A 17,390-nucleotide genomic window follows, 5' to 3' on the forward strand; every position below is an offset into this window, starting at 1 on the left:
ACGGCAAAAGCCGGACAGGCGGCTGTCCGGCAGGCCGGTTCAGTGCTGGTGGCCGCCTACGCCATGGGCGTGCCCGTGGGCAATTTCTTCTTCGGTGGCGGCGCGGACATCGAGAATCTCGATGGCGAAGGTCAGCTCCTTGCCGGCCAGTGGGTGGTTGGTATCCACTTCCACCTGCTTGAGGCCGACCTTGGTCACAGTAACCTGGACCGGACCGCGTTCGGTTTGCAGAACGGCGACCATGCCGGGTTTCCACTTTTTGGCGCCTTGCAGGTACTTGACCTGGACTTTCTGGGTGGCGTTTTCGCGCGGCTGGCCGTAGGCCTTTTCAGCGGGAATGGTGACGCTGAAGCTGTCGCCGGCCTGGCGGCCTTCCAGGGCCTCGACCAAACCGTCAATCAGGCCGGCCTGGCCGTGCAGGTAGAGCACTGGCTCATGTTTGTACGAGCTTTCGATCTCGCCACTGGCATCGGACAGGGTGTAGTGAAACTGGACAACGGTATTGTTGGCGATCTGCATCGTTCCTGCTCGCTGGCTGGTTGAAAGAGCGGATTATCCAGTGCCGGCCGGCGAATGCCAAGTCAGCGCTTGGCAGGTTCGCCCCAGAGCTCTTTGAGGCGGGCGTCGCGCCCGCAGCGGCTGCGATAGAAGTTGTAGCGTAGGGGGTTCTTCAGATAGTAGTCCTGGTGGTACTCCTCGGCCGGATAGAAGGCCGTTTGCGGCAGGATTTCGGTCACGATGGGGCGGGCAAAGCGTCCCGAGTCGGTCAGGGCCTGGCGCGAGGTTTCCAGCACTGCACGCTGGTGTTCGTTGGCATAGAACAGCGCACTGCGGTATTGCCGGCCACGGTCGCAGAACTGGGCGTTGGCGGTCAACGGATCAATGGTCGGCCAATAGGCTTCGACCAGGCTGGCGAAGCTGGTCTGCTGCGGATCGTAGAACACCGCTACCGCTTCGATATGCTCGGTGCGGCCGGCCGAGACCATTGGATAGTTGGCGCTTTGGGCGTCGCCGCCGATATAGCCGGAGATGGTTTCGGCCACGCCAGGCAGCTTGTCGAAATCGGCTTCGGTACACCAGAAACAGCCGCCAGCGAAGACTGCCATTTGGGTGCCAGGCGGACCTTCCGTCAGGGCCTGGTTGGCGTGGGTCGGGGTGATACACAGCAGGGTCAGGATCAGCATTAGCCAGGGCATGGGTCAGCCTCGCAGTGGCGGCAGGGGCTGGTCAGCAGGCACGAAACGTAGCGCCACGCCATTGTTGCACCAGCGTTTACCCAGCGGTGCGGGGCCATCGTTGAACACATGGCCCTGGTGGCCACCACAGCGGGTACAGTGATACTCGGTACGTGGCCACAGCAGTCTGAAATCGAGTTTGGTGCCCAGTGCACCCTCAATGGGTTGGGTGAAACTGGGCCAGCCGGTGCCACTGTCGTACTTGTCTTCGCTGCGAAACAGCGGCAGGTAACAGGCTGCGCATAGGTAGCTGCCAGGTGCGTAGAGCTGATCCAGCGGGCTGCTGCCGGGGCGCTCGGTGGCCTCTTCGAACAAGACTTTCCAGGCTTCGGCCGAAACCTTGTCGCGCCAATAGCTGGGTGGATGCGCAAGGCGCGTAGGGGGCTGGGCGGACAAGGGCGAGTCTGCGGCCAGGGTAAAACCGCTGAACAGCGGCAGTACCGGCAGACTGGCCAGACCTGTCAACAGGGTTCTGCGGTTCATGGACTGCTCCTGTCGCAGCGGGGGTTCTGATTTGACCGCGCTGCCTTGGTTTGGTTGCCAGATCATAAGTATGGCAGGTGCGGCAGTGGCAATTGATAATGCTTGGCGCTAATGTTGCGATCATTGCATACCCGATAGAGGAAACAAGAATGCATCTTTTTCGAGTCAAAGATTTTTTATGTCTTGCTGTCGCCCTGTTACTGGCCACGCCAGCGCTTGGGGCACCGTTCGACCCTCAGCGCCTGGCCATGCTGGACCAGGCGCTGCAGGCCGAAGTGGAGCAGGGGCGTCTGGCCGGCATAGCCCTGTTGATCGAGCGTGACGGCGAACAGGTCTATCGGCGCGAGGTTGGTTATCAGGATCTGGCCAGTCAAACCCCTCTGGCTGAAGACAGCCTGTACAAGATTTTCTCCCTGACTAAGCCGGTAACCGCTGTGGCAGTGCTGATGCTGGTGGAAGAGGGCAAACTGGCGCTGGATCAGGCGGTTGAGCATTACCTGCCGGAGTTCAAGGGTTTGCAAGTCGCAATAGCCGACGGTGAGGGTGGTCGCCCGGTGACCGAGCCGGCCAGCCATCCGGTCACGCTGCGGGAGTTGATGAACTACACCGGCGGCTTCAGCTATGGTCGGTTCAGTCAGTCACAGGTTGATACGCTGTATGAACAGGCTGACCTGTTCAGCACCGATCAGACCCTGGCAGAGATGGTTGCCAAGGTGGCAGCCCTGCCGCTACGTCAGCAGCCCGGGACGCTCTGGCATTACAGCATATCGGTCGATATCCAGGCACGCATAGTTGAGGTCGTCACCGGCCAGCCGTACGCCGAGTTTCTTGCTGAGCGTATTTTCCAGCCGCTGGGTATGCATGAAACCGCTTACCAGGTTACGCCAGAGCAGGCCCCGCGCCTGGTTACCTCCTATCATCCGGTGGCGGGTGAGGGGCTCAAGCCACTGCCCAACGATAGCTATCTCTTGTCACCCAAACTGACTATGGGTGGTAGTGGCCTGATTTCCAGCATGGATGACTATCTACGTTTTGCCCGCATGCTGCTCAATGAGGGCGAACTTGATGGAGTGCGTTTGCTCAAGCCGGAAAGCGTGCGGATGATGGCCAGCAACCAACTGCCCGAGGGTGTGGCTGGTCCGAACTGGGCACCTGGCAACCTGTTTGGCCTGAATGTGGCTGTGGTCAACGATCCGGAGCCGGCCGGCTTTCTGCCAGTGGGTACTTTCTGGTGGTGGGGGATTCAGGGACCCTGGATGTGGGTCGATCCGAGCAACGATACCGTTATTCTGGGCATGATGCAGAATACTGATTACCGTCACTCACGGGTGGTGCATAACACCATCAGCCAGATTCTCTATCGCCAGCGCTAACCCTACTCTAGGGAGCCTCTGAAAACGTAGGCGAGGCAGGCAAGACAAGGCAAAAACAGCCGAAAAAGCGCAGTTTACGTGGTGTAAATGAGCATTTTGAGGCTGTTTTTAACGCAGTATTGCCAACGCAGGTAGTTTTCAGGTGTTCCCTAGTTGCTGGCGGCGGGCCCGGCATCCAGCACCTGCTCCAGCGGGAGCTGGGCATGGGTATTGACGCTGCCCTGGGCGGCAAACACCACCAGGTGGTCGGCGGCGATGCGGATGCCGACCATCTCGCCCATGGCGTGATCATCGTGGCTGGGGAAGATCGACTCAAGAATGCTGCCGGTCGGCAGTTGCAGGCGGTACAGCGTGGTAGCGCCGAAGAATGTCTTGCCAATGATCCGCGCCCGCAGGCTGCTATTTTCCTGACCGACGATGTCGTCCGGGCGCAACAGCACATCCACCGAGCTGCCTTCGGGCAATTGATAGGCGCGGTTACCGCGGATTACCCCCAGTTCGGTCTGCACCGTATCGGGTGAGAGCAACTGGCCGCGGATAAAGTAGCCCTGGCCAATGAAACTGGCAACAAAGGGTGTGGCCGGCTCATGGTACAGGTTGTAGGGCGTATCCCACTGTTGCAGATGACCTTCCTTGAGCACCCCGACGTGATCGCACACCGCGAAGGCTTCGCTTTGGTCGTGGGTCACCAGCATGGCGCTAATGCCCCGATGCTTGAGAATCTCACGCACCTCGGCCGACAGCCGGCGGCGCAATTCACCATCGAGATTGGAGAAGGGCTCGTCCATCAGCAGCAGCTTGGGTGCTGGCGCCAGAGCCCGGGCTAGTGCAACCCGTTGTTGCTGGCCGCCGGACAGTTCATGGGGGTAGCGCTTGCCCAAGTGGTTCAGTTTGACCAGGTCGAGCAGTTCATTAACGATCCGCTGGCGCTCAGGGTGACGCACAATGCCGAAGCTGATGTTCTCGCTGACAGTCAGGTGCGGGAACAGGGCGTAGTCCTGAAAAACCATGCCGATCTGGCGCTGTTCAGGCGGGATTCGCTTGCCTGGTGAGGAAAGCTGGCGGCCATCCAGACGGATGTTGCCGGCGCTGATCGGTTCGAACCCAGCAATTGCGCGCAGAGTCGTGGTTTTACCACAGCCCGAAGGGCCGAGCAGACAACCGATGTCGCCGGCCCGCAGATGGATGTCCAGATTGGCGACCACGGTATGACCCGCATAGCCACAGGCCAGCTGGTTAAGTTCCAGAAGAATGCCGTGGGAATTGGTCATTGGTGGGCTCCGGCTTAGTCGACCAGCAAAAATTCCACCAGCGCCTTTTGCGCGTGCAGACGGTTTTCGGCTTGATCAAATACAACGCTGCGCGGGTCATCCATCAGTTCGGCGCTGACTTCCTCGCCCCGGTGCGCAGGCAGGCAATGCATGAACAGTACCGACTTGTCGGCCAGATCCAGCAGCTCAGGGGTGACCTGATAGGGGGCAAAGCGCTTGAGTCGGGCTTGGGCTTCATCTTCCTGGCCCATCGAGGCCCAGACGTCGGTATTGACCAGGTGGGCACCGGCAACCGCTTCACGTGGGTCGCGGGTCAGGGTGACGCGATCACCTGCGGCAGCCAGAAACTGCTGGTCGGGCTCATAACCTTCGGGGCAGGCGACTTTGAGCTGGAAGTCGAATTGCATGGCTGCCTGAATGAAGGTGTTGCACATGTTGTTGCCGTCACCGATCCAGGCCACGGTCTTGCCCTGAATCGATCCACGGTGCTCAAGGTAGGTCTGCATGTCAGCCAGCAATTGGCAGGGGTGCAGATCGTCGCTCAGACCATTGATCACCGGGACTTGAGAATACTGGGCGAAGGTTTCCAGAGTCTGGTGGGCAAAGGTGCGGATCATTACCGCATCGCACATGGATGACAGTACCCGGGCGCTGTCCTCGATCGGTTCCCCGCGACCAAGCTGGGTATCGCGTGGCGACAGGAAGATGGCCTGACCACCTAGCTGGATCATGCCGGCCTCAAAGGATACCCGAGTCCGGGTCGAGGCCTTCTCGAAGATCATCGCCAGGACCCGGTTTTTCAGCGGCTCGTAGATCACGCCTTGACGATGCAGAGACTTCAGCTCAATGCCTCGTTTGAGCAAGCTGGTCAGTTCTGCAGTAGTGCAGTCCATCAAGGAGAGAAAGTGCCGTACTGTCATGTCGTGCTACCTGTGCTACCTCGCTCGCACGGCGAGCGGAAACAGTAAGCCATACCGCGAGCCTGACGGCCCGGTACAAGCCATGTCAAAAAAGAGAAGCCGCGATCTTATAGGTAAAATCCGTCGCAAGGCAAATAGCCACAGCCCACGTGGGGTCGGATTGTTGGGATTCAGTCACTGAATGCTGACGTATTCCTGGGCTGGAGCCCGTGCTGGCCGGCTTGTTCTGCACCGCATACCGGCCTAGAGTGGAACGATTAAAACAAGCGTATAAAAAGGTGCGCCATGCCTGAGACTCATTTCCGTGCCTGTCATCTGTGCGAAGCCATTTGTGGCTTGGCGATCACTACCGAGGGCGAGCAGATCCTGTCGATCAAGGGCGACCCTGACGACCCCTTCAGCCGCGGCCATATCTGTCCCAAGGCTGTAGCCTTGCAGGATATCCAGAACGACCCCCAGCGTTTGCGTCAGCCAGTGCGCCGGATTGGCGATCAGTGGCAGCCGATCGGCTGGGACGAAGCCTTTGAGCTGGTAGCCGGGCGGCTAGCCCAGATTCAGCTCGAGCATGGGCGCAACGCCGTGGCGGTATACATGGGCAATCCCAATGTCCACAACTATGGCTCACTGACCCATGGCAATTACTTTCTCGGGCAGTTGCGCACTCGCCAGCGCTACTCTGCTACCTCGGTTGATCAGTTGCCGCATCACTTAGTGTCACTTTGGCTGTATGGCCACATGTCGATGATCCCGATTCCGGATATCGACCACACCGATCATTTTCTGATGCTCGGTGCCAATCCATTGGCATCCAACGGCAGCATCATGACCGTGCCGGATGTCGGCCGGCGGATCAAGGATCTTAAAGCCCGTGGCGGCAAGCTGGTGGTCATCGACCCGCGTCGCAGCGAAACCGCCGAGGTCGCCAGCGAGCACCTGTTTATCCAGCCCGGTACGGATGTGGCGTTATTGCTGGGTATGCTCAATACCCTGTTTGCCGAGAAGCTGGAGCGTCCAAGCCCGGTGCTGGATCTGTGCGTGGGGCTCGACCAGGTGCGCGAGGCATTGGCTGAGTTCGACGCTGAACGCATGGCGCCCTTTTGTGGGATCGAGGCAGGTGCAATTCGCCGGTTGGCGCGTGAATTCGCCGCTGCCGAGCGGGCCGTGTGCTATGGACGTATGGGCGTTTCGGTGCAGCGTTATGGCACCTTGTGCCAGTGGCTGATCCAGTTGATCAATCTGGTGACCGGTAATCTTGATCAGCCCGGCGGGTCGCTGTTCCCCGAGCCGGCTTTTGCGGTCACCAAGGGCAAACCTGGTCATTTCAACGAATGGCAGAGCCGGGTTTCAGGTTTGCCAGAGTTTAATGGCGAGCTGCCTGTGGCGGTGCTGGCCGAAGAAATCCAGACCCCGGGTGAGGGGCAGATCAGAGCGCTGGTGACCTCCGCCGGCAACCCGGTGCTGTCCACTCCCAATGGTCGGCAGCTCGACGAGGCGCTGGCAGGGCTGGAGTTCATGGTCAGTGTCGATCTGTATATCAATGAGACCACTCGGCACGCCGATGTCATCCTGCCGCCGACCTCAAGTCTGGAACATGATCACTACGACATCGTGTTCAATAACTTCGCGGTGCGCAATGTGACCCGCTACAACCAGCCGGTATTGCCCAAGCCAGCAGGTAGTCTGCATGACTGGGAGATTTTCGTCGGTCTGGGCCAGGCCTTTTCCCGGCTGACCGGGCAGGAGCCCCGGCCTGTGCTGGCACCAGATCAGATGGTCGATCTGGCCCTGCGCGCCGGGCCTCATGCTGAGCGGCTCAGCCTCGACGTGCTCAAGCAGCATCCGCATGGTATTGATCTTGGGCCTCTGCAACCCAGCCTGGCGAAACGGTTGCAAACCGCCAGCGGTCGGATTGAGTGCGCTCCGCAAGCCATGCTTGATGACCTTCAGCGGGTGCTTGGCGAGTTGACTGGCGGCGCTGCGAAGTCTGGCGAGCTGCGCCTGATCGGTCGCCGGCATGTGCGCAGTAACAACTCCTGGATGCACAACTATCAGCGGCTGGTCAAAGGCAAACCGCGAGACCAGTTGTTGATGCACCCCGATGACCTGGCCCGTCACGCCTTGAATGACGGGCAGCAAGTGCGCCTATCATCCCGGGTGGGAGCGGTGACAGTGACTGTCCAGGCCAGTGACGAGATCAGCCCCGGGGTAGTCAGTTTGCCCCATGGCTGGGGGCATGATCGCCCCGGGGTGGCTATGGATGTCGCCCGTGCCCATGCCGGGGTCAGTGTCAATGATCTGACCGATGAGCGTTATTTCGATCCGGTAACCGGCAATGCTGCGCTTAATGGCGTACCGGTCCGAGTGGAAGCGCTCGGTTGAGTCTCCGAGTGAAAAGGTTGGTTGTTTTACGGTAGAATGTCGGATTGAGAGCCAAGGGGCGCTGACTGACGGCGTATGCCCCAAGGCCTGTCCAGCCGGCCAAGAGGAGCATCATGGATACCATCGATACCATCAAAGAACAGATCGCCAACAACCCGGTGCTGATCTACATGAAAGGTGCGCCGAATGCACCCCAGTGTGGCTTTTCCGCCCGTGCCGTGCAGGCGTTGATGGCCTGCGGCGAGAAGTTCGCCTATGTCGACATCCTGCAGAATCCGGATATCCGTGCGACCCTGCCGGGCTACGCCAACTGGCCGACCTTCCCGCAGCTGTGGGTCAAGGGTGAACTGGTAGGTGGCAGTGACATCATCCTGGAGCTGTTCGAGTCAGGTGAGTTGCAGACCATGGTCAAGGCGGCCAACGTCGAGTAACTGTGCCGCTTTCACCAAGCCCGCCGGGTTTATCCGCGCGGGCTTTTTTGTGCCTGATTCTGGGAGTTTCGAGCAGCATGCCGACGTTGCGGATGCAGCGGGGCTTGCGGAGGCCGACCCTAGCCCAACAACCCGGAAAACGGCAGAAACTGTACTGCCTCGCCGCGCCGGGGTGTCTGGCCAGCCGGGATCAGCAGCAGGCCGCTGGCCTGACTGGCACTGCTCAGTACGCCGGAGCTTTGGTTGCCGGAGGGTACTACCTGGCCTGCTTCCAGCCGGGCGCGCAGATATTCATCGCGCTTGCCAGCTCTGGGCCAGTCAAAACCGGCGGGCAGCGACAGGCTCAGCGGGGCTACGTCGGTGCCCCCCTGGCGGCGCAGCAGCCAGGGTTTGACCAGCAGCACAAAGGTCACCAGCACCGCTGCCGGATTGCCTGGCAAACCAATAACCGGGGTGCCATCGAAACTGCCCAGAGTGAAGGGCTTGCCGGGTTTGATGGCCAGCTTCCACAGGTTGACCTGGCCCTGTTCACGCAATACCTGGCCAAGGCAATCCGCTTCCCCAACCGAGACGCCGCCGGAGGTGATGATCAGGTCGGCCTGAGCGGCCAGGGCCCGCAAACGCGCACGGGTCTGCTCGGGGTCATCGGGCAGGATGCCGGCGTCGATGATGACCAGTCCAAGAGCCTGCAGCAGGCCGATCAGGGTGTAACGGTTACTGTTGTAGATCTGCCCTGGCCCTAGTGGTTCGCCTGGTTCACGCAGCTCATCACCCGTCGAGGCCACGGCTACCCGCAGCGGGCGTACCACTTTGAGTTCGGCAATCCCGATTGAGGCCAACAGCCCAAGATCCTGAGCGCGCAGACGTGTGCCGGCTTCCAACACCCGGCTACCAACACAAATGTCCTGCCCGCGTGGGCGTACATTGGCTCCAGGCGTCAGCGGTTGCAGCAGTTGCATCAGGGCGTTGCTGTTGAGCTGGGTGTTTTCCTGCATCTCCACCGTATCGGCCCCTTCGGGCAGTGGCGCACCGGTGAAAATCCGTGCGCAGGTACCCGGTTGCAGGGGTGCCGGCGCCGTGCCGGCGGTGATCCGCTGGCTGATCGGCAAGCCTTGCTCCAGTGCTGTAGCAATATCGGCACTGTGCAGGGCGTAACCGTCCATCGCGCTGTTGTCCCAGGGTGGCACATCCAGGGTTGCCTCAACCGGCTCGGCCAGAATGCGCCCCAGAGCGGCGTTCAGGGATACCTGTTCAGTGCCGAGCGCGGGCTGACTGGCGGCGTGCTCCAGCAGTAACTGCAGCGCCTGCTCGACTGGCATCAGGCTCATGCGCGGCTCTCGCAGGCGTCGGCCAGTTCCAGATGCGGAACGAAGTTGCAGGGCCGGGTACGGCTGTCCAGTTGTTCGCGCAGGATCCGGGTCCAGGCGGTGCGGCAGGCGTTGGTTGAGCCCGGCATGCAGACCACCAGAGTGCGGTTGGCCAGGCCGGCCAGGGCACGGGACTGCAGGGTAGATGTGCCGATTTCCTCGAAGGAAACCTGGCGGAACAGCTCACCGAAACCATCGACCTGCTTGTCCAGCAGCGGTGCTACGGCTTCTGGGGTGCTGTCGCGGCCGGTAAAGCCGGTACCACCGGTGATCAGTACAACCTGAACCTCCGGGCGGGCGATCCAGTCCGAGACCACGGCACGAATCCGATAGATGTCATCGGGGTGTAGCTGGCGGTCAATCAGCCGGTGGCCAGCCTCGCTGGCGCTGTCTGCCAGCAATTGGCCCGAGGTGTCAGTTTCCAGGCTGCGGGTATCGCTGACGGTCAGAACGGCAATGTTGAGTGGGGTGAATTCTCGGGGGGCGTGAGCCATGCTGGATTCCTTTGGCGGGTGATGCATGCGGGTGTTATAACACAGAGCCGCCTGCAACCGGGCTGCTATGAGGTACCTGATGAGTGAGAGCACAAAATTCCAATTATCCGGCCTGTTGCTGGCCGGCGGGCAGGGCAGTCGCCTGGGTGGGCGCGACAAGGGTTTGATGCCCTGGGCCGGTCGGCCGGTTGCCGAGCATCTGGTCGAGCTGCTGCGCACCCAGGTTGGCGAGGTGCTGATCAGTTGCAATCGTAATCAGCAGCGCTATCAGTTGTGGGCCGACATTGTGGTCGGCGATGCGCAACCGGATTACCCCGGCCCTTTGGCCGGTATTCTGGCGGGGCTCAAGGCGTGCAGTGGCAGTCATCTGTTGATTGTGCCCTGTGATTTGCCGCGCCTGGAGCAGGCGCTTTTGGCGCAGTTGTGTGAATTGGCCCGCGAGCAGCCTGAGCGGCCGGTTCTGACGCGTTCGGCAGAAGCCTGGCAGCCATTGCTGGCGGTTATCCCCAAAGCCTGTCTGCCGGCATTGGAGCAAGCCTGGCAGGCCGGCCAGCGCAGCCCGTTGCGCTGGCTGCTGGGTGAGAATGCCAGCGTGCTCGAGTTGCCCGCGGCTGATCCGCAATTGCTGAATGCCAACCGTCTGGAAGACTGGCAGTAGGTATAACTCCCTGCCGCAGCAAAGAATTTTTCATTTGCCCCTTGTGCAAAAACGACTTTTCGGTAAAATGCCGCCTCACTAACGGAGCGTAGCGCAGCCTGGTAGCGCGTCTCGTTCGGGACGAGAAGGTCGCTGGTTCGATTCCAGTCGCTCCGACCAATACGAAAACCCTGACTCATTGAGTCAGGGTTTTTTTATGCGCGTTGATCACGCAAAAAACAGCGGCAGAGTGTGTGCTCTGCCGCTGTGCTTGAGGTGCGGCTTCCCTGCTGCCTGATGAGTTCTGATCGGCTCAGAACCGGTAGTTCATGCCCACTTCGAAGGAGCGCTCCGGCCCTACGTAGATACCTTGACGCAAGCCGGTGATGTAGCGCTTGTCGGTCAGGTTCTTGACTGCACCCTGCAGACGCAGGTTGTCGTTGAGCTGGTACTGGGCCAGCAGGTCATAGACAGTGTAGGAACGCATCTGACCACCCCAGATGCCGCCAGCGGCGTTGTTGGGGATATCCTTGGTGTTGCTCGGATCACCATACTGCTTACCCTGATAGTGAGCGTTCAGCGCGGTGGAGAGTCTGCCGTAGGTGTAATTCAGTGCTGCATTGGCCAGGTACTTGGGAGCATAGGGCAAACGGTTGCCCTTGTTGTCACCGGTACGGAACTCCGACTCGGGCACCCAGGTAAAGTTGGTGTCCAGGCTGAAACCACCACCCAGTTCGACGCCAAGTGCTGCTTCCAGGCCGTAGTGGAGGGTCTTGCCGGCGTTGGACTGCGACAGGTTCGGATCGCTGTTGCCGGTGACTACCTGGTTGTCGAAGTTCATGTAGAACGCAGTGACATCGTAGGTGAAAGCACCGTTGGCGCCACGCAGACCCAGTTCGTAGTTATCCGAACGCTCGCCATCGAGTTTCTGGTCGACCAGGCCGTCCAGGGCAACGCCGTTAGAAGCCGGCGAGAAAGCCCGGTAGGCACCACCGTACAGTTGGGCGGCAGGCACCAACTGGTAAGTAAAGCCGATACCCGGCAGCCACTCGATGTTTGAGGTGTCTTCGGAGTCACCGTTCTGGGTCAGGATCTTGCGGGTCTGCTCATAGGACTCGAAGCGCAGACCGGGAGTGATCGCCAGTCGCTCATTGATGACGAAACGGTTCTGAACATAGCCGGCGATGCTTTCGGCCGAGTCCTTGATATGACGATCATTAATTCCGGTGCGGTCCTGGGCGCGGGTGGCACGGATGCGCTTGTCGTCAGACTCTTCTTTCATGAAGCGCAGGCCGAACTCAGCTTCGTTGATCAGTCCGAACAGGTCATGGTCCAGGCTCAGGCGTGACTCCAGGCCATAACGTTCGAAGCTGCGGTTGTTGCCAGTCAGAGTATCGCGATAAACCCAGCGTCCAGCAGCGTTGGAGGCCGGAGTATCGACATCGTAACGCCAGTAGTCTCGGGTCATCTCGCTCCAGTACGCAAGGGTGCGTAGGGTGGCGCGGTCATTCAGGTGCCATTCATGGTTGATGTCGAAGGCCCTGCGATCAGTCAGGTAGTAGTCGTCAGGTGCCGGGTTGTAGGTCTTGCCGGCCCGGTAATCCTGCAGAAAAATGCCGCGATAGGAGATATTGGCTTCATTGTCGTGCCAGGAGTATTTGACCGACACGTTCTGGTTGTCGCCCAGTGCAGTACCGGCTTTGACCATGATGTCGGTCATTTCGTAGTCCTTGTCCATGAACCCGTCACTGCGGGCATGGGTGGCGACGATACCGGCATAGGCGTCGCCGGACGGGTTGCGGCCGCCGGCTTCAAGCACCGCTTCACGCGTGTTAAACGAGCCAACGCGGCCGGAGACGGCTACGCCCTCTGGCGTCTTGGTCTTGTAGTTGATAACCCCACCGATGGTGGATGGACCATAACGCAGTGAAGACGAGCCCTTGAGAATCTCAATGCCTTCCATGCGCTGGATGCGCGGGTTGAAGTAGCGGTCATTGCCAATAAACAGGCCGGGCGCTACCGGTACACCATCTTCAAGTACCAGCGACTTGGCTTCGCTGGCGGACAACCCGCGAATACCGATGTTACTGACGATGGCGGATTCTTCTTCGGTTTTGGTGTGAACACCGGCTACGCGGCGCAGGACGTCTTCGGTAGAGGTCGGCTGGATGCGCTCGATTTGCTCGCGATCAAGGACCACCACAGCCCCGGTTTGGCGCGAAATGCTGTCCTGCTGGGAACCTACGACTTCCATGGACGGCAGGCGTACGGTGTTTTCCGATTGAGCCAGAACGGCGCCGGGCAGAGTGGCGGCAGCGATGGCCATGGCAAGGAGGTGCGGTGTAAATACTGGTGTTGGCTTCATTCTTGTTCCTGGGTTCAGTTGCCTCTTCTGCTCCCCGCAAAGAGGCTGCAAGCATGTACCGGGCTGGTCTGAAATAGCCGAATGCTCCTGGAGCGGTACGGTAGTGGCATGCCCCATAACCCGAACTGCTCCCCGGGATGCGGGGCTGCATCTGCCTTTCCCTTGAAGGCAGGTCGATCAGCCGGGGCAAAACTAAATGTAAATGATAGTGATTGTCAATTGTCTTGGTTTTAAAATTTATCGTCTCGTGTTCCGAATAGTGGAACTGGTCGTGTTTCATCAGCTCACGCGCTAAAGTGCCGGCATGGACATCAAACAACTGAGCTTTCTGATCGCGCTGGATGAAACCCGCCACTTTGGCCAGGCGGCGGTGCGCTGCCATGTCACCCAGCCGACGTTGTCGATGCGCTTGCGCAATCTGGAAGAGGAGCTGGGCCTGACGCTGGTCAATCGGGGCCAGCGTTTCGAGGGTTTTACCCCGGAAGGGGAGCGGATTCTGGCCTGGGCGCGTAGCCTGCTGGCGGCCCATGATGGCTTGCGGGCCGAGGCTGCGGCCTGTCAGGGGCAATTGGTTGGGACCTTGCGTCTAGGGCTGGTGCCGCTGGCCGGGGTGGATCCCATGCATCTGCTGGCGCGCTTTCGCCAGGCTCACCCGGGTCTGCAGTTTCATCTGCATACGCTCAGCAGTGAGCAGATCTTCGATCAGTTGGCGCGTAACCAGCTCGATCTGGGACTGTGCTATCTGGAGCATCCTGACCCGGCTCAGTTCGACTGGTTGCCGTTGCCGGAAACCCATATGGGGTTACTGCATGACAGCCGCCATTTCCTACTAGAGCAGACCGAACTGGACTGGTCTGACCTTGAGGCACTACCGCTTGGACTGCTGACCAGCGGTATGCACTTTCGCCAATCGATAGATCACGGCCTGCGTAGCCGAGGCGTACGGCTGCGGCCAGTGCTGGAGGTCGACTCGGTTCATCCGCTGTTGCAGGCGGTCGCTGCCGGCCTTTGCTGCGCGGTGGTGCCGCTGGATGCTGGCCTGGAAAACTTCAGTAGCGAGGCTCGATTATTGCCGATAACCGGGGCTGGCACCCTGTCGCGGCCAGGGCTGGTAATGCGTCGCCAGGTGCCGCATTCAGCCCTGGCCAAGGCATGCTTCGAATCCGCCCGGGAGTTGCTGGAGAGTGATTGATAGATACTGTCGATGATGGCATCAAAACCAGTGATTGGACTGTGCCAGCCAAGCCTCCTAACCTGAGCGGTATCGAACTCAGGCCGGTGTTGGTACCGGAGGTGTCCCATGTCAAGCAACGCTTTGCAGGTTGTCGCTGCAACTCCCGCCCACAGTTATACCCTGCTCGACTCGCCGATGCTGCAAACCCCGGCAGCGCTGGCCAGTGAATGCGCCTTGGCGGTCAGTTTCAATGGCCTCAATCATGCGGTTATGTTGACCTCACCGAGTGACCTGGAAGATTTTGCCCTGGGTTTTAGTCTGAGTAATGGGCTGCTTTCATCGATTGATGATGTCTATGGGATTGAGGTGTCCGGCTCCGGCGAACGCTATCAGGTTGAACTGAACATCAGTAGCCGGGCGTTCCAGGCACTTAAACGGCAGCGTCGCCAGTTGGCCGGCAGTTCCGGCTGTGGCCTGTGCGGGGTAGAGGCGCTGGAGCAGGCTCTGCCCAGTCTGCCGCTGTTGACGCCAGTGGCTTTACCGCCATATGAGCATTTCGCTGGTTTGCGCGAGCGTATCAGCGCCGCACAATCGCTGGCACGTGACAGCGGTGCCCTGCATGCCGCGCTGTATCTTGATTCCCAGGGTGAGATCCGGCTCTGCCGTGAAGATGTCGGGCGTCATAACGCGCTGGACAAACTGATTGGCGCGCTCTACCGGCAGGGCCTTGATCCGCGTCAGGGTTGCGTCCTGATCACCAGCCGTTGTGGTCTGGAATTGATCCACAAGGCGGTGCGGGCGCGGATTGGTACGTTGGTTAGCCTATCGGCACCTACTACCCTGAGCGTCGACTGGGCGCGCCAGCACCAACTCAATCTGATTCACCTGCCGCATCACAGCGCGCCACGGGTCTACAGTCATGTCTGACAACACCAAGCTACGCTATCAACCCTATTCAGGTCCGGCCGCCGGTTGGGGCGCGCTGCGCAGTGTCGCCCGGGCCTGGCTCGACAGTGGCCAGCCGATCAAAAATCTCAAGGCCATGCTCAAAACCAATCAGCATGGTGGTTTTGACTGCCCAGGTTGTGCCTGGGGCGATGAGCCGGGCAACGGCGCGGTCAAGTTCTGTGAAAACGGTGCCAAGGCAGTCAACTGGGAAGCTACCCGGCGGGCCGTGGATGCCCGGTTCTTTGCCCGTCACAGCGTCAGTCAGTTGCGCGAGCAAAGCGATTATTGGCTGGAATACCAGGGTCGGCTGACCGAACCGATGCGCTATGATCGGGCCAGCGATCACTACCAGCCGATTGGCTGGGATGAAGCCTTTGCTCTGATCGCCAAGCATCTGCAGAGGCTGGACAGTCCCGATCAAGCCGAGTTCTACACCTCCGGGCGGGCCAGCAACGAGGCGGCGTTTCTCTATCAGTTGTTTGTGCGTGCCTATGGCACCAACAACTTTCCCGATTGCTCAAACATGTGTCACGAAGCCAGTGGCGTGGCGCTCAATGCCAGCATCGGGGTTGGCAAGGGCAGTGTGACCCTGGCCGATTTTGCCCAGGCCGATGCCATTCTGGTGTTTGGCCAGAACCCCGGTACCAACCACCCACGCATGCTCGAACCTCTGCGCGAGGCGGTGCATCGTGGCGCTCAGGTGGTGTGCTTCAACCCGCTGCGTGAGCGCGGGCTGGAGCGTTTCCAGCCGCCGCAGGAACCGCTTGCCATGCTGGGCAATCGGGCCGAACCGCTCAATACCGCCTATTTCCGCCCGGCTCTGGGCGGCGATTTGGCGGTTGTGCGAGCCATGGCCAAGTATCTGTGGCAATGGGAGCGCGAAGCGCGGTCCAGTGGCGCTGCGGCGGTATTCGATCGTGAGTTTCTGGCTACTCAGACCCTGGGGGTCGAGGCGTATCTGGCGCAGCTGGACGCTACGCCCTGGGCGGTGCTGGTCGAGCAGTCGGGTCTGTCTCTGGCTGAGCTGGAGCAGGCCGCCCGGTTGTATGCCAAGGCCGATCGGGTGATCGTCTGCTGGGCCATGGGCATCACCCAGCACCATCACTCGGTGGCGACCATCCGTGAAATCGTCAACCTGCAACTGCTGCGCGGCAATCTTGGCCGCCCCGGCGCCGGCGTCTGTCCGGTGCGCGGGCATAGCAACGTGCAGGGTGATCGCACCATGGGCATCAACGAGCGCCCCCCGGCGGCGTTTCTCGATGCTCTGGAACGGCGCTTCGGGTTTTCCGTACCGCGCCACCACGGACACAATACCGTCGAGGCCATCGGGGCCATGCTGGCTGGGCAGGCCAGGGTGTTTATCGGTTTGGGCGGCAATTTTGCCCAGGCCACGCCCGATACCCCGCGCACGCATCAGGCGCTGATGAACTGCGAACTGACCGTGCAAATCAGCACCAAACTCAATCGCAGCCACCTGATGCCCGGCCACGAGGCGTTGATCCTGCCGTGCCTGGGCCGTACCGATATCGACCGCCAGGCCAGCGGCCCGCAGGCTGTGACGGTCGAAGACTCGTTCAGCATGATTCATGCGTCCTACGGGCAGTTGCCGCCATTATCGACGCAGATGCGCTCTGAGCCGGCAATCATTGCCGGGATTGCCGAAGCGACGCTGGGTAAGCATCCGGTGGACTGGAGCGTGTTGGTGGCCAATTACAAGGCCATCCGGCAACTGATTGCCGAAACCCTGCCGGGGTTTGGAGATTTCAATCAGCGTCTTGAACAGCCGGGTGGTTTCCATCTGGAGCATCCGGTCAGTACCCGGCAATGGCAGACCGCATCGGGCAAGGCTGAATTTGCCGCCCATCCGTTGCCGCCGACCCTGCTGCACAGGCGCATCCGGCAAACTGGCCAGCAACCCGACCTGATCCTGCAAAGCCTGCGCTCACATGATCAGTACAACACCACCATTTATGGCTTCGATGATCGTTATCGGGGCGTGCGCGGGCGGCGCGACGTGCTGCTGGTCAATGCGCTGGATCTTCAGCGTCTGGGTTGGGAAGCTGGGCAAGAGGTCGATATTGTCTCGCTCTGGGCCGACGGCATTGAGCGGCGGGTGCGAGGTTTCACTCTGCTGGCCTATGACATCCCACCAGGACAGGCCGCCGCTTATTACCCGGAGATCAACCCGCTGGTGCCGCTGGAGAGCGTGGGGGAGGGGAGCTACACCCCGACCTCCAAGTTCATCGCTATTTGTCTGGAACCGTGTTCGCTCAAAAATCCTGAGAAACTGTTGGGGGCTTTGCACTGAGCCCA

Annotated in this window: 15 protein-coding genes and 1 tRNA gene; 8 read left to right on the plus strand and 8 right to left on the minus strand. The window is 60.3% G+C overall.

What is annotated here, in order from left to right; all coding sequences use genetic code 11:
* Positions 1–39: 39 nt before the first annotated feature.
* From BVH74_RS10885 to msrB, 3 genes are all read right to left on the minus strand, one after another.
* Positions 40–519 carry an FKBP-type peptidyl-prolyl cis-trans isomerase gene (locus BVH74_RS10885; protein WP_080050092.1) on the minus strand — a complete coding sequence of 160 codons (480 nt, stop codon included), beginning with the start codon at positions 517–519 and terminating at the stop codon, positions 40–42.
* 62 nt (positions 520–581) lie between these two features.
* Positions 582–1,196, minus strand: coding sequence for a peptide-methionine (S)-S-oxide reductase MsrA (msrA, locus tag BVH74_RS10890; protein WP_080050093.1), 615 nt, complete (start codon positions 1,194–1,196; stop codon positions 582–584).
* Between the two features lie 3 nt (positions 1,197–1,199).
* Positions 1,200–1,718 carry a peptide-methionine (R)-S-oxide reductase MsrB gene (gene msrB / locus BVH74_RS10895; protein WP_080050094.1) on the minus strand — a complete coding sequence of 173 codons (519 nt, stop codon included), beginning with the start codon at positions 1,716–1,718 and terminating at the stop codon, positions 1,200–1,202.
* Positions 1,719–1,867: 149 nt separating this feature from the next.
* Here msrB and BVH74_RS10900 point away from each other — a divergent pair, with 149 nt between their 5' ends.
* Positions 1,868–3,091 (plus strand): serine hydrolase domain-containing protein, encoded by a 1,224-nt coding sequence (locus tag BVH74_RS10900; RefSeq protein WP_165443778.1) that lies wholly within the window; start codon positions 1,868–1,870, stop codon positions 3,089–3,091.
* A 149-nt stretch (positions 3,092–3,240) separates the two neighbouring features.
* Here BVH74_RS10900 and BVH74_RS10905 read toward each other — a convergent pair whose 3' ends face one another.
* Both BVH74_RS10905 and argF read right to left on the minus strand, forming a co-directional pair.
* On the minus strand, positions 3,241–4,362 hold the full coding sequence (locus BVH74_RS10905; RefSeq protein WP_080050096.1) for an ABC transporter ATP-binding protein: 1,122 nt from the start codon (positions 4,360–4,362) through the stop codon (positions 3,241–3,243).
* A 14-nt stretch (positions 4,363–4,376) separates the two neighbouring features.
* Complete coding sequence (gene argF / locus BVH74_RS10910; RefSeq protein WP_080050097.1) at positions 4,377–5,282, minus strand: ornithine carbamoyltransferase; 906 nt, start codon at positions 5,280–5,282, stop codon at positions 4,377–4,379.
* 285 nt (positions 5,283–5,567) lie between these two features.
* Between argF and BVH74_RS10915 the strand changes: the two genes are divergently transcribed.
* Positions 5,568–7,661 (plus strand): molybdopterin oxidoreductase family protein, encoded by a 2,094-nt coding sequence (locus BVH74_RS10915; protein ID WP_080050098.1) that lies wholly within the window; start codon positions 5,568–5,570, stop codon positions 7,659–7,661.
* Between the two features lie 113 nt (positions 7,662–7,774).
* Positions 7,775–8,092, plus strand: coding sequence for a Grx4 family monothiol glutaredoxin (gene grxD / locus BVH74_RS10920; protein WP_080050099.1), 318 nt, complete (start codon positions 7,775–7,777; stop codon positions 8,090–8,092).
* A 119-nt stretch (positions 8,093–8,211) separates the two neighbouring features.
* Here the strand turns inward: grxD and BVH74_RS10925 are convergent, their stop codons facing one another.
* Positions 8,212–9,420 (minus strand): molybdopterin molybdotransferase MoeA, encoded by a 1,209-nt coding sequence (locus BVH74_RS10925; RefSeq protein ID WP_080050100.1) that lies wholly within the window; start codon positions 9,418–9,420, stop codon positions 8,212–8,214.
* Positions 9,417–9,953, minus strand: coding sequence for a molybdenum cofactor biosynthesis protein B (gene moaB, locus BVH74_RS10930; protein ID WP_080050101.1), 537 nt, complete (start codon positions 9,951–9,953; stop codon positions 9,417–9,419). The genes BVH74_RS10925 and moaB overlap by 4 nt, the downstream gene beginning before the upstream one ends.
* A gap of 79 nt (positions 9,954–10,032) precedes the next feature.
* Between moaB and mobA the strand changes: the two genes are divergently transcribed.
* Positions 10,033–10,611, plus strand: coding sequence for a molybdenum cofactor guanylyltransferase MobA (gene mobA, locus BVH74_RS10935; protein ID WP_080050102.1), 579 nt, complete (start codon positions 10,033–10,035; stop codon positions 10,609–10,611).
* Positions 10,612–10,693: 82 nt separating this feature from the next.
* A tRNA-Pro gene (locus BVH74_RS10940) sits at positions 10,694–10,770 on the plus strand.
* Between the two features lie 133 nt (positions 10,771–10,903).
* On the opposite strand, the gene BVH74_RS10945 is transcribed toward BVH74_RS10940, so the two are convergent.
* Positions 10,904–12,955, minus strand: coding sequence for a TonB-dependent receptor family protein (locus BVH74_RS10945; protein WP_080050103.1), 2,052 nt, complete (start codon positions 12,953–12,955; stop codon positions 10,904–10,906).
* Positions 12,956–13,259: 304 nt separating this feature from the next.
* Here BVH74_RS10945 and BVH74_RS10950 point away from each other — a divergent pair, with 304 nt between their 5' ends.
* From BVH74_RS10950 to BVH74_RS10960, 3 genes are all read left to right on the plus strand, one after another.
* Positions 13,260–14,147, plus strand: coding sequence for a LysR family transcriptional regulator (locus BVH74_RS10950; RefSeq protein WP_080050104.1), 888 nt, complete (start codon positions 13,260–13,262; stop codon positions 14,145–14,147).
* Between the two features lie 177 nt (positions 14,148–14,324).
* The gene (fdhD, locus tag BVH74_RS10955) at positions 14,325–15,056 is read left to right on the plus strand and encodes a formate dehydrogenase accessory sulfurtransferase FdhD (RefSeq protein WP_231705611.1); all 732 of its coding nucleotides are present in this window, start codon (positions 14,325–14,327) and stop codon (positions 15,054–15,056) included.
* Entirely contained in the window at positions 15,049–17,385 is a 2,337-nt protein-coding gene (locus BVH74_RS10960; RefSeq protein ID WP_080050106.1) for an FdhF/YdeP family oxidoreductase, read from the plus strand. The genes fdhD and BVH74_RS10960 overlap by 8 nt, the downstream gene beginning before the upstream one ends.
* Positions 17,386–17,390 lie beyond the last annotated feature (5 nt).

The sequence above is a fragment of the Halopseudomonas phragmitis genome (assembly GCF_002056295.1).
Taxonomy (GTDB): Bacteria; Pseudomonadota; Gammaproteobacteria; order Pseudomonadales; family Pseudomonadaceae; genus Halopseudomonas; species Halopseudomonas phragmitis.

What these genes read in the sequence shown, in the direction of transcription:
- BVH74_RS10925 (WP_080050100.1), bottom strand. Translation starts at nt 9,420, where the DNA reads ATGAGCCTGATGCCAGTCGAGCAGGCGCTGCAGTTACTGCTGGAGCAC.
- BVH74_RS10900 (WP_165443778.1), top strand. Translation starts at nt 1,868, where the DNA reads ATGCATCTTTTTCGAGTCAAAGATTTTTTATGTCTTGCTGTCGCCCTG.
- argF (WP_080050097.1), bottom strand. Translation starts at nt 5,282, where the DNA reads ATGACAGTACGGCACTTTCTCTCCTTGATGGACTGCACTACTGCAGAA.
- BVH74_RS10915 (WP_080050098.1), top strand. Translation starts at nt 5,568, where the DNA reads ATGCCTGAGACTCATTTCCGTGCCTGTCATCTGTGCGAAGCCATTTGT.
- moaB (WP_080050101.1), bottom strand. Translation starts at nt 9,953, where the DNA reads ATGGCTCACGCCCCCCGAGAATTCACCCCACTCAACATTGCCGTTCTG.
- BVH74_RS10950 (WP_080050104.1), top strand. Translation starts at nt 13,260, where the DNA reads ATGGACATCAAACAACTGAGCTTTCTGATCGCGCTGGATGAAACCCGC.
- grxD (WP_080050099.1), top strand. Translation starts at nt 7,775, where the DNA reads ATGGATACCATCGATACCATCAAAGAACAGATCGCCAACAACCCGGTG.
- BVH74_RS10945 (WP_080050103.1), bottom strand. Translation starts at nt 12,955, where the DNA reads ATGAAGCCAACACCAGTATTTACACCGCACCTCCTTGCCATGGCCATC.
- msrA (WP_080050093.1), bottom strand. Translation starts at nt 1,196, where the DNA reads ATGCCCTGGCTAATGCTGATCCTGACCCTGCTGTGTATCACCCCGACC.
- BVH74_RS10960 (WP_080050106.1), top strand. Translation starts at nt 15,049, where the DNA reads ATGTCTGACAACACCAAGCTACGCTATCAACCCTATTCAGGTCCGGCC.
- mobA (WP_080050102.1), top strand. Translation starts at nt 10,033, where the DNA reads ATGAGTGAGAGCACAAAATTCCAATTATCCGGCCTGTTGCTGGCCGGC.
- msrB (WP_080050094.1), bottom strand. Translation starts at nt 1,718, where the DNA reads ATGAACCGCAGAACCCTGTTGACAGGTCTGGCCAGTCTGCCGGTACTG.
- BVH74_RS10905 (WP_080050096.1), bottom strand. Translation starts at nt 4,362, where the DNA reads ATGACCAATTCCCACGGCATTCTTCTGGAACTTAACCAGCTGGCCTGT.
- BVH74_RS10885 (WP_080050092.1), bottom strand. Translation starts at nt 519, where the DNA reads ATGCAGATCGCCAACAATACCGTTGTCCAGTTTCACTACACCCTGTCC.
- fdhD (WP_231705611.1), top strand. Translation starts at nt 14,325, where the DNA reads ATGCTGCAAACCCCGGCAGCGCTGGCCAGTGAATGCGCCTTGGCGGTC.